Raw genomic sequence first — 11,896 nt, forward strand, 5'->3', positions numbered from 1 at the left:
CCTCTCAGAGCAATTCCAGAAAAAGTGACAAGCGGTTTTCCGTCCGGAATTTCGAAAAACAAAACCATTAGAGCGGGTCCGCGACCCGCTCTAATGGCCGGTTTGCAAAGTGCGGCTCTGGCCGAGCTGCACTTCCTCGCGCAGGTCGTTCCAGATCACCTTGGCGATCTCAACGAATTTCGGATCGTATCGGATGTCGGCCATAACGCGCGGACGCGGCAGGTCGATGCGGTAGACGCTCTTGACCGTGCCCGGTCCCGCCGTCAGCACATAAACCTTGTCGGCCAGTGCCACCGCCTCCTCCAGGTCGTGGGTGACGAACACGACGGAAGACTTCTGCTCCGACCACAGGCCCAGCAGTTCGTCCTGCATGGCGGTGCGCGTCTGCATGTCGAGCGCACTGAAGGGCTCGTCCATCAGCAGGATCTTGGGCTGGTTGATGAAGGTCTGGGCGAGTGCGACGCGCTTGCGCATGCCGCCGGATAGCTGGTGCGGATAGTGCTTTTCGAAGCGCCCAAGGCCGACACGGCCGATCCAGTCACGCGCCCGCTCATAGGCCTGCGCCTTGGGCGTGCCGCGATAGAGCGGACCGGCGGCGACATTGTCGATGACGCTGCGCCACGGAAACAGCGCATCGGCCTGGAAGACGAAGCCGATGTCGCGGCTGATGTCGTTGACGGGATTGCCCATGACCCGGACATTGCCTGTCGTCGGCCGCAACAGGCCGGTGACGAGGTTGAGCGTCGTCGACTTGCCGCAGCCGGTCGGCCCGACGACGCAGGCGAATTCGCCGCGCGCCACGGTCATGGTGAAATCGCGGATCGCCGTCATCATGTGGCCGTCCGGTGTGACGAAGCGCAGTGTCACATCGTCGATGGCGATCGCGGCATCGGCTGGCGGCGCGGCCCGAGACAGTCTCTCGGCCGCCATGGGTTGCAGTTGCATGGCACTCTCCTGTCGCAATGGGGAAGGAGCCACAGCGCGGCCGCGGGTCTCCAGATGGTCCGGCAAGGGCTGTGCCGCTGCCGGTTTGATTTAGGCAAACGGCGCAAGCTATTGTTCTTCGATGGACGAAGACGGGAAGCCCGCACCGTTGGGGACGAGGCTATTTGGCGGCGTCGACGAATGCCGTTGTGTAGGTCTTCGACAAGTCGATCTGCTTACCCTGCAGGCTCTTGGAGAATGTCGAGAGGACCTTGAGCACGGTCGGCGGGCCGTCGGCCGGCATGCGGCCGTCCGGCGTGAACATCGCCTTGCCGCTGGCCAGCCCCTGCACGTAGAGATCCCTGTTGCCGGCGTAATAGTCCTTCGGCATCTTGTCGGCGATCTCCTCGGCCGAATGGGTGGCGATGAACTTCATCGTCATGACGAAGGCATTGGCGAGCTTCTGTGCCTCATCCTTGTGGTCTTCGAGCCAAGCGGACTGGACGTAGAAGGACGCCGCCGGATAGGGACCGCCCAGCGCTTCCTTGGTCTTTTCCGGGGTGCGCATATCGACCAGGACATTGGCCTCGCCGGTCTTGAGCAATTGGGCAATGGTCGGCTCGGTGGTCATGCCCGCCTGGATCTGATCCTGCTTGACGGCGGCGATGAAGGTGTTGCCGGCGCCGACCGGCAGCAGCGTATAGTCGCCGGGCTTCAGGCCGTTGCGCACGGCCAGATACTGGCTGAGGAAATCGGTCGACGAGCCGAGGCCGGTGACGCCAAGCGTGGCCCCCTTGAAGTCGGCCGGCGACTTGATCTCGGGGTGCTTGGCAGAGACCAGCTCGACCTCGCCCGGCGCCTGGCTGAATTGGACGATCGACTGGATGTACTTGCCCTTCGACTGCAGGTCGACGGTGTGGTCGTAGAAGCCGACGACGCCCTGCACGGCGCCGGCCAGCAATTCATTCTCGGCCTCGACGCCGGCGCGCGAGTTGACCAGTTCGACATCGAGCCCCTGATCCTTGAAGTAGCCGAGTTGCTGGGTGAGCACGGCCGGCAGATAGATCTGCTTTTCCATACCGCCGACGATGATGGTGATCTTGTCGGCCGCCGATGCCGCCGTGGCACCCGTTGCGGCGATGGCCAACGCCAGCGCCGCTGAACGCAAGGCGCACTTCGAGATGATACCTGTCACGAAACTTCCTCCACCTGGGCGGCGCGCCGAAAGGCTGCGCCGCATTTCCTCCTCACCGGCCACCAGGGCCGGTCACGCGGTGAACACCGCGGCCCCCGTCATGGCATGCCCAAGCTTTCAGCTGGCTTTCAGCCGTTCGATGAGTGGAAATAGACGAAATCAGGCGGGACTGCTCATCACGAGGCGTTGAACCCAAGCACGTCGCGCATGTCATATTCGCCGGGCGGACCTCCAGCCACCCAGAGTGCCGCGGCGATGGCGCCACGGGCGAACATGACGCGGTCGCCGGCCGCATGCGACAAGGTCATAATCTCGCCGTCGGCACAGAAGCTCACGCTGTGTTCGCCGATGATGCTGCCGCCACGCAGCACCGCAAAGCCGATCTCACCGGGAGGCCGCGCGCCAATGGTGCCATCGCGTGCACGCCTTGCGACCGTGTCCAGGTCGATGCCGCGTCCGCCGGCTGCGGCATGGCCCAGCATCAACGCCGTTCCCGATGGCGCATCGACCTTGTGGCGATGATGCGTCTCGACAATCTCCACGTCCCAGTCATCGGGATCGAGTGCCCGCGCCGCCTGCTCGACCAGCCCGACCAGCATGTTGAGCCCGAGCGAAAAGCTGCCGGAGCGCACGATGGCAATCGTTTTCGCGGCGTCGGTGATAGCAGCCGATTCAGCAGCATCGAAGCCCGTCGACCCGATGACCAGGGACGGCCCGCCGCGCTCGGCGCAAATGCTGGCCAGATCAGCCGAGGCAGCCGGCGTGGTGAAGTCGATGACCACGTCGGCCACGGCAAGCGCCTCGTCACGGCTCACCAGACCTTCGCCGACACTGCCCGGCCGGTGGAAGCGGGCGGCGAGCGCCAGCCGCGCGTCGCCCTGCACGGCGTCCGCCATCTCGCGGCCCATGCGGCCCAGCGCACCCGCGACGGCGACCCTGACCGGTGTTTTCGACATGGCGCTATCCCGCGGCTATTTATTTCCACATGCCGCGCATGCGCGCGCCGATGTCGACGCGCACCTCCGGCCGGGCCGCCCTGCCCTGTGCCGCCTGCGCGCTCGGCCATGACACCTGCTGGAACGCAGCCAGGATCGAAGGAGGGATGAAGCGGGTGCGCGAGGCATAGAGATGGCGGTCGCCGCGCGCCGCCTGGCCATGTGGAAAGAAACGCTGCGGCATGACCAGGTTGAGATTGTCCTTGGCCCGCGTCATCGCCACGTAGAGCAGGCGGCGCTCCTCCTCGATGTCTTCCTTGGTGCCGACACCGAGATCGGCCGGGATACAGCCGTCGACCGTGTTGAGCACGAAGACGTTCTTCCATTCCTGGCCCTTGGCCGAATGGATGGTCGACAGGATCAGATAGTCCTCGTCGCGATGCGGGGGCCCGGCCTGGTCGCTGGTGGCGTCCGGCGGATCGAGCGTCAGTTCTGTCAGGAAGCGTTCGCGCGAGGCGTAGCCCGAGCCGATCTGCTCGAGTTGCAAGAGATCGGCGCGGCGCGTCGTTGCATCCTCGTGGATGCGTTCCAGATGCGGCTCGTACCACAGCCTGATCTGTTCGAGATCAGCAGGCCATTTGGCGCCGGCGCGCAGGCCGGAATAGAGCGAGACGAAGCCCGGCCAGTCATCGGCGGCGCGTTGCGGCGGACGCCAGCCGGCCAGCCCCATCGCCTCATCCAGCGCCGTCATCATGGTCTCGACAATCTGCGCGGCGGCCGAAGGGCCGATGCCCGGCATCAGCTGCAGCACGCGGAAGCCGGCGACCCGGTCGCGCGGGTTCTCGGCGAAGCGCAGCACCGCCAACACGTCCTTGACATGGGCGGCATCGAGGAATTTCAGCCCGCCGAACTTGACGAAGGGAATGTTGCGCCGCGTCAACTCGATCTCCAGCGGGCCGCTGTGGTGCGAGGCGCGAAACAGCACCGCCTGTGATTTCAGTGCCGTGCCGGCCTCGCGCTCGGCCAGGATGGTATCGCAGACGAAATTGGCCTGCTCGACCTCGTCGCGCACGCTCACCAGTTTTGGCCTGTCGGTCGACTTGCGCTCCGACCACAGGTTCTTGGTGAAGCGCTCCGAGGCTTCGCCGATCACCGCATTGGCGGCCGCCAGGATGGTTTCGGTCGAGCGGTAATTGCGCTCCAGCATCACGACGTCGGCGGCTTGCGCGAACTGGTTGGGGAAGTCGAGGATGTTGCGCACCTCGGCGGCACGGAACGAATAGATCGACTGCGCATCGTCGCCCACCACCGTCAGCCCGGCGCCGTCGGGTTTCAGCGCCATCAGGATCGAAGCCTGCAAGCGGTTAGTGTCCTGGTACTCATCGACCAGCACATGATCGAAACGCCCGCCCAGATGCGCTGCTATCTCGGGCTCCGCCGCCATCTGCGCCCAGTAGAGCAGCAAATCGTCGTAATCGAGCACGTTTTGCGCCTGCTTGGCCTCGACATAACCGGCGAACAATTGTTTCAGCTGCTCCGCCCAGCCGGCGCACCAGGGAAAAGCGGAACCCAACACCTCGTTGAGCGGCGCCTGTGCGTTGACGGCGCGCGAATAGATGGCAAGGCAGGTGCCCTTGGTGGGGAAACGCGCTTCCGTCTTCGAGAAGCCGAGTTCGTGGCGGACCAGATTCATCAGGTCCGCGGAATCCTCGCGATCATGGATGGTGAAGGCAGGGTCGAGGCCGATCTCCAGCGCATAGTCGCGAAGCAGCCGCGCGCCGATGCCGTGAAAGGTGCCGGCCCAGGTCAGCGCATCGGTGATGACAGCTGCATCGCGGCCGAGCACTTCGCCGGCGATACGCTCCACGCGCCTGGCCATTTCGGACGCGGCGCGGCGCGAGAAAGTCATCAGCAGGATGCGGCGCGGGTCGGCCCCCTTGACGACCAAATGTGCGACGCGGTGAGCCAGCGTGTTGGTTTTGCCCGAACCCGCGCCGGCAATGACCAGCAGCGGACCGGCGATCTGGCCGTCGCCGTGCTCGACGGCCTGGCGCTGGGCATCGTTGAGCCGGGCGAGATAGGCAGGCTGGACGGTCGGGTCCCGAAAGGTCGAATCAGCAGTGGCGAGGTTCATTGCCCATCAAGCATCGTTTCTGCTTTGTTCGCAATATCGATGCGGGGCAAACCCAACCCAAACAGATCGAGGACCGGTCCGGCGGAAGGGATCGCGCCTAGCGTTGCGGATCGACACCCATGTCGGCCGACTGCCGCCGCAAGGTCTCGCGATCATGCTTCGACGGCGGCAACAGCAGCGGGTCGACCGTATCGGGCACGTTTTCGACCATCTTCCTGGCGATGCGATAAGTGACATAGGCGAAGGCGCCGGCGACGAGCAGACGGAACATAGTGCAACACTCCTTTGGAGCAGAACCAACCGGGGAAACCGCCTTTGGTTCCCTTGCCAATCGTCCACGCGCGCAGTCGAAGATGGAGGGCGGTTTCGCCAGCGCTCCCCGATGCATTCTCGAGGCAACCGGAAGCGGAACTTGGCCTTTGCGAGGTTCGCGTGCTGCCGCAACCCGCTGTGGCGTCCCGGACGGACTTTTGGGGAAGAAGGCCGGCGCCGCTTGGGAGGAGTGAAGCGCCGGCCAAGCGGATAATTAGGTCCGCCGCACAGGTAAGGCTAGCTGAGTCTTTCCCCTGCGTCATCGGCGGATTATCTTTGTTAAAAGCGTACCGAGGCGCACTGCCCTATCGGTCGCCGGTCCGTCACAAGCTTGTCCTGGCCAGCATCCCGGCAATCTCCTTCATCTTCCCGCCTCGCCGCCCAATCGTTGCCTGACCAGCGCGACATGGAAATTCGTGCCGAACAACAGCCCGTCATCGTCGAAATCGTAGCTGGAATTGTGCAGCGGCGCCGAGCCCTCGCCATTGCCGAGGAAGACGAAGCAGCCCGGCACATGGTCGAGGAAGCGGGCGAAGTCCTCGGAGGCGGTCATCGGCTCGCGGGCGACGGCGATGTTGCCGGGTTCGAAGACCTGCCTTGCGGCGGCAAATGCGGCATCGACCAGTTCGGCATCGTTGCGCAGCGGCACGAACTCCCTGCTGTAATTGACCTCGGCCGCGACATTGTAGGCGGCAGCGGTGCCCTGCGTAATGATGCGCATCTGCCGCTCGATCTCGGCGCTGACCTCGGGGCGGAAGCTGCGCGCATCGCCGAGGATGCGGGCAAGGCTGGGCAGAGCGTTGCGGGTGCCATCGGTGATCAGCTCGGTCACCGAAACCACCGATATGTCGGCCGGGCTCAGCCGGCGCGAGACGATGGTCTGCAGATTGGTGACCAGCGCGCAGGCGGCGACCAGCGTCTCATTGCCCGCATGCGGCCGCGCGGCATGGCCGCCGAGCCCTTTGAGCACGATCTCGAAGATATCCTCGGCCGACATTATGGGGCCGGCACGGGTCTCGAAATACCCGATCGGCAAGCCGGGCATGTTGTGCAGGCCGAAGATCTCGTCGAAGGGAAAGCGCTGCATCAGCCCATCGTCGAGCATGGCGAGTGCGCCCCTGCCCCATTCCTCGGCCGGCTGAAAGACGAAGCGCACGGTGCCGTCGAAACCGCCCTCACCTGCCAGCAGCTTTGCCGCGCCGAGCAGCATGGTGGTGTGGCCGTCATGGCCGCAGGCATGCATGATGCCAGGATTGCCGGATCGGTAGGATGCGTCCGATTGCTCTGATATGCGCAGTGCATCCATGTCGGCCCTGAGCGCAATCGCCCGGTTGCCGCTGCCGCGCGTCAGCGTGCCGACGACGCCGGTGCCGCCGACGCCTTCGGTGACATCATCGAGGCCGAACTCACGCAATTTAGCGGCGACGAAGGCTGCGGTACGCTTCTCCTCGAAACCGAACTCGGGATGCGCATGCAGATCGCGCCGCCAGAAAATCATTTCCTGCTTCAGCGCATCGCGATCGAGTTCAGACATTTCTTTGCCCCTTCTGACCTACTTTGCCAGTTGCGCGGCCACATCAAGCAGGATGTTGGCGCCGGCAACAAGCTCGGCGTCATCGGTGTGTTCGCGCGGACTGTGGCTGATGCCACCGGCGCTCGGCACGAAGATCATGGCCGCCGGTGCGATGCGCGCCAGCATCTGCGCATCATGGCCGGCGCCTGACGTCATGCGCCGGACACCGAGGCCACGGTTTTTCGCGGCGGCCTCGATCAGCTCGACGATGCGCAGGTCGAAGATCACCAGTTCGAAGCGGGCCAGTTGCTCGACCGAGATCTTCACGTTCTCATCGATGGCAAGCTGCTCGAGATAGGCGGCAAGCGCCGCCTCCTCCGCCTGCAGGCGCTGTTCGTCGGGGTCGCGCAGATCGATGGTGAAGACGGCGCGCGAGGGAATGACGTTGATGGCATTCGGCTCGAAGCGGATCGTACCCACGGTCGCCACCGTCGGCGCGTTCGAGGCTTTGATCCGGTCGAGCAGGAAGGTGATGATCCGGGCGGCGGCGTGGCCGGCATCGTTGCGCATCAACATCGGCGTGGTGCCGGCATGATTGGCGACGCCCTCTATGGTGATACGCTGCCAGGAGATGCCCTGCAGATTCTCCACCGCGCCGATCGGCACGCTTTCACGCTCCAGCACCGGCCCCTGTTCGATGTGCAGTTCGAGATAGGCGTGCGGCTTGAGGAAGCCGGGCTCCCGGTCGCCGGCATAGCCGATGCGGGCGAGTTCCTGCCCCAGCACGCTGCCGTCCGTGCCGACGGCCGCCAGCACCGTTTCGGCATCGATGCCGCCGGCGTGGACCAGCGAGCCCATCATGTCGGGCGTGTAGCGTACGCCCTCCTCATTGGTGAAAGCGGCGACCGCGATCGGGCGCGACGGCGAAAAGCCTGTCGCCTTGAGCGTCTCGATCACTTCCAGCCCGGCAAGCACCCCGTAGCAGCCGTCATAGATGCCGGCATCGATGACGGTGTCGATATGCGAGCCGATGAGCAGCGGCGCCTGCCCGATACTTTCCGGGCTTTGCCAGGTGCCGAATATGTTGCCGACCCGGTCGATGGCCACATCGAGCCCGGCCTGCCGCAGCCAGCCGACGAAGAGATCGCGGCCCTGCTTGTCGGTGTCGGAGGCGGCCAGCCGGATCAGCCTGTCCTCGCGGTCGCGACCGACGGCGCCGAGTTCGCGGATACGGCCAAGCAGGCGCTGTGCATCGATCGCGATCACGCCGTTGCCTCGGCTTTCATCTTGCCTTCCAGCACATCGGCGGGGCTCATGCCAACCAGCTCGGCATAGCGATGCGGGTCGGTGGCACCTTCGGTGTTGATCACCAGCACCCGCGATTTGCCGTCCAGTCCAAGCTCGGTCGGGTTGTCGGCCATCGCCCGGATCAGCCCGGCAAGACCAACACCGCCGCTTTCGCCGGCGACGATCACCGGATCCCCGGCGGCCGGCCGGGCCAGCCGCCGCATCACCGCGATGGCGTCGGCCTCATCCACCGTCATGAAGGCATCGGCGGCGCGCGCCAGCACCCGCCAGGCGACCGGCGAGGCTTCGTAACATTCGAGCATGGCCATCACCGTCGGCCGGCCATGCGCGACCTTGACCGGGTGCCCGGCCTGGGCGGCTGCAAAAACACAGGCTGCACGCGCCGGCTCGACCACGATGAAGGTCGGCCTGGCGTCACCGAGCACGATGGCGAGATGACCGGCCAGCGCGGCGGCAATGCCACCGACACCAGCCTGCACAAAGACGTGGGTTGGTGTCCGAGGGAGCTGACGCAGCGCTTCGCGCACGATCGCCGTATAGCCCTGCATGACCAGGCCAGGAATCCGTTCATAGCCCGGCCATGAGGTGTCGGACACGACGGTCCAGCCCTTCTCGGCCGAAACCTGGGCGGCCTGCCTGACCGAATCATCATATTTGCCGTCGACGCGGATCATCTCGGCACCATAGCGGGCGATCGCCGCTATGCGCTCCTCGCTGACGCCGGCGTGGACGAAGATCGCCGCCCGCGCGCCGACGAGTTGCGCGCCTTGCGCAACGGAGCGGCCATGATTGCCGTCGGTCGCACAGGCAAATGTCATCGCCGCGGCGACGGCACACACTTCGGGCCGATCGAGATCGGCAACATCGACGGGCCGGCCAAGCCGGTTGCCTGCCTCCTCCAGCACCAGGCGGAACACGGCATAAGCGCCGCCCAGAGCCTTGAAGCTGCCGAGGCCGAGGCGAAAGCCTTCATCCTTGATATGGATAGCGCCAAGTCCGAATTCGCTGGCAAACGCCGGAAGCGCATGCAGCGGCGTTTTCAGGTGATTGTCGCGACGGGAAAGAAAACGCTCGACCGTGTCAGCGCCGGCCACGCCGAGGATTTCGGCATCGGCCGGATCGAGTGGCAGGCGATGCAGAGTATTGCGGTTGAGCAGGAACACTGGCAGGCCTCCTTGGCGTTCGGCGAGAATATATTGCAGGATCGGTGCAAAGGGCGCTGCAATATGGCCTCCAAAATGCAAGTTTGTTTCGCCGAGGACCTCTCCATTGCCTGTATCGCCACCCATGCTCGACAGTTTCGATCTCGCCATCCTTGCCATCCTGCAGCGCGACAACACGACGCCGCAGCGGCTGATCGGCGAGGCCGTGAACCTGTCGGCACCGGCGGTGCAGCGCCGCATCAAGCGTATGGAACAGACCGGCGTCATCGCCGGCAATGTCGCGGTCGTCGAGCCGGCAGCGGTCGGCCAGCCCATCACCATCTTCGTCGAGGTGGAACTCGAGAGCGAACGTGCCGAACTGATCGACGCGGCCAAGCGGCAATTCTCGGCAACCCCCGAGGTTCAGCAATGCTACTATGTCACCGGCGAGGCCGATTTCATCCTGGTCATCACCGTGGCCGACATGGCCGCCTATGAGGCGCTGACGCGAAAACTGTTCTTCGACAGCAACAATGTCCGCAAGTTCCGAACGTTCGTTGCCATGGACCGGGTCAAGGTCGGGTTGACGGTGCCATTGCCCGGCTGAGCGTATCCCTGAACGGTGTGATCTGGCGCGAGGCGAGCGGAGTTCTCGCCAACCTTAGCCGTCCGCGCGCAGCCACACCTTGTTGTCGTGGAAGGCAGCCCCCCCATAGGGTGCCGGCGCGTCGGCGCCGGTCAGCACATTGATGCCTTCGCCGCGCTCATGCGCGCTGTTTGGCCAGATGCCTTCGGCGATGACGACGCCGCGCTTGATACCGTCAAACAGTTTCGCATGCAGCACGACTTCGCCGCGCGTGTTGCCGACCTCGACACGGTCGCCGTCGGCCAGACCAAGTGCTGCGGCATCATCGGGGTGCAGCAGGAGTTCCGGGCGGCCTTCCCTGGCCTTCGACACCGGCGTTTCCGAGAAGGTCGAGTTGAGGAAATTGCGCGCCGGCGACGTGGTCAGCCGGAACGGATGCGCTTCGTCGGCGACCTCGATCAGGTCGACATGGTCGGGAAATTCCGGCAGCCGCGCCACCGGGCCGAACAGGCCCATGCTTTTCGGTGGCCGGTTGGGGGCGGCCTGCCCGATCCAGTCGGCGCGGAAACGGAATTTTCCGTCGGCGTGGCCGAACCCCTTGATGAAATGCGCGGTGTCGAAGTCCGGCTGCAGGTCGACCCACTTGTCTTCCTTCAAGCTTTCGAAACTGCCCAGCCCGCGCTTGCCCAGGATGATGTCGATATGCTGCTGCTCGGTCAGGCCGAAGCCCGGACGGTCGGCGACGCCGAGGCGTTCTGCCAGTTGCTCGATGACGAAATGGTTGGTGCGCGGCCCTTCCGGCGGCTCGATCAGCTTGGGGCCGAGCGTGATGTGCTGGTTGCCGCCGCCCTTGTAGACGTCGTCGTGCTCGAGGAACATCGTCGCCGGCAGAACGACATCGGCAAGCTTGGCCGTGTCGGTCATGAACTGCTCATGCACGCAAGAGAACAGGTCGTCGCGCATAAAACCCTGTTTCACCAGCCGCTGTTCCGGCGCGACATTTACCGGGTTGGTGTTCTGGATCAGCATCGCCGTCACCGGCGGGCCGCCATAAAGCGCGTCGCTGGCTCCGGTCAGCACCGGGCCGATGCGCGAATGGTCGAGATGGCGGATCGAGGGATCGCGCATCCTGGTGCCTTCCAGAACTTCCTGGTTGAGCTTGAAGATGCCGGAGTTGGAATGGAAGGCGCCGCCGCCTTCATATTGCCAGCTGCCGGTGACAGCCGCGATGCAGGACGCTGCATGCATGTTGACGGCGCCATTGCGCTGGCGCGCGAAGCCGTAGCCGAGGCGGAAATAGGTCTTTTTCGTCGTGCCGACGAGGCGGGCGAAGGCCTCGATCTCGGCGACCGTCAAGCCGGTGATCCCGGCCGCCCAGTCCGGCGTGCGCGTCTCGAGATGCGCTTCCAGCCCTTTCGGGTCGTCCGTGTACTTTTCGAGGTAGGCGCGGTCGGCCATGCCATCCCTGAACAGCACATGCATGACCGCGCAGGCCAGCGCGCCATCGGTGCCCGGCTTCAGCACCAGGCCGAGATCGGCCTGCTTCATCGTCGCATTCTCATAGACGTCGATGACGACGATCTTCGCGCCGCGCTCCTTGCGCGCCTTGATGGCGTGCGTCATGACGTTGACCTGCGTCACCACAGCATTGGTGCCCCAGATCACCACGCAATCGGATTTCGCCATCTCGCGCGGGTCCGGCCCGCGCAAGGCGCCGGCGCCCATCATCCAGCCGGTCCAGGCGAGATTGGTGCAGATCGAACCGAAAAAGCCGGAGTATTTCTTGGCGTGGCGCAGCCGGTCGATGCCGTCGCGCTGCACCAGCCCCATCGTGCCGGCATAATAAT

General features: G+C 64.8%; 10 protein-coding genes. 1 reads left to right on the plus strand and 9 read right to left on the minus strand.

Annotated features, from left to right (window positions below; genetic code table 11):
- Positions 1–90: 90 nt before the first annotated feature.
- From EOB80_RS28995 to EOB80_RS29030, 8 genes are all read right to left on the minus strand, one after another.
- Positions 91–945, minus strand: coding sequence for an ABC transporter ATP-binding protein (locus EOB80_RS28995; protein WP_127331280.1), 855 nt, complete (start codon positions 943–945; stop codon positions 91–93).
- A gap of 160 nt (positions 946–1,105) precedes the next feature.
- Positions 1,106–2,119, minus strand: coding sequence for an ABC transporter substrate-binding protein (locus EOB80_RS29000; RefSeq protein WP_127331282.1), 1,014 nt, complete (start codon positions 2,117–2,119; stop codon positions 1,106–1,108).
- A gap of 176 nt (positions 2,120–2,295) precedes the next feature.
- Positions 2,296–3,075, minus strand: a complete 780-nt coding sequence (dapB, locus tag EOB80_RS29005; protein WP_127331284.1) for a 4-hydroxy-tetrahydrodipicolinate reductase — start codon at positions 3,073–3,075, stop codon at positions 2,296–2,298.
- Positions 3,076–3,094: 19 nt separating this feature from the next.
- Positions 3,095–5,188, minus strand: a complete 2,094-nt coding sequence (locus EOB80_RS29010; RefSeq protein WP_127331286.1) for an ATP-dependent helicase — start codon at positions 5,186–5,188, stop codon at positions 3,095–3,097.
- A gap of 97 nt (positions 5,189–5,285) precedes the next feature.
- Positions 5,286–5,459, minus strand: a complete 174-nt coding sequence (locus EOB80_RS29015) for a hypothetical protein (protein WP_081738796.1) — start codon at positions 5,457–5,459, stop codon at positions 5,286–5,288.
- A 402-nt stretch (positions 5,460–5,861) separates the two neighbouring features.
- Entirely contained in the window at positions 5,862–7,034 is a 1,173-nt protein-coding gene (locus tag EOB80_RS29020) for a M20 aminoacylase family protein (RefSeq protein WP_127331288.1), read from the minus strand.
- An 18-nt stretch (positions 7,035–7,052) separates the two neighbouring features.
- A complete protein-coding gene (locus EOB80_RS29025) occupies positions 7,053–8,279 on the minus strand; it encodes a Zn-dependent hydrolase (protein WP_127331290.1) in 1,227 nt (408 codons plus the stop codon).
- Positions 8,276–9,484, minus strand: coding sequence for a diaminopropionate ammonia-lyase (locus tag EOB80_RS29030; protein ID WP_127331292.1), 1,209 nt, complete (start codon positions 9,482–9,484; stop codon positions 8,276–8,278). The genes EOB80_RS29025 and EOB80_RS29030 overlap by 4 nt, the downstream gene beginning before the upstream one ends.
- Before the next feature lie 106 nt (positions 9,485–9,590).
- Between EOB80_RS29030 and EOB80_RS29035 the strand changes: the two genes are divergently transcribed.
- Complete coding sequence (locus EOB80_RS29035) at positions 9,591–10,070, plus strand: Lrp/AsnC family transcriptional regulator (RefSeq protein WP_164749052.1); 480 nt, start codon at positions 9,591–9,593, stop codon at positions 10,068–10,070.
- A gap of 54 nt (positions 10,071–10,124) precedes the next feature.
- Here the strand turns inward: EOB80_RS29035 and EOB80_RS29040 are convergent.
- The coding region (locus EOB80_RS29040; RefSeq protein WP_245466473.1) for a molybdopterin-dependent oxidoreductase at positions 10,125–11,896 on the minus strand (1,772 nt) is incomplete at its 5' end.

Source organism: Mesorhizobium sp. M7A.F.Ca.MR.245.00.0.0 (assembly GCF_003997415.1).
GTDB lineage: Bacteria > Pseudomonadota > Alphaproteobacteria > Rhizobiales > Rhizobiaceae > Mesorhizobium.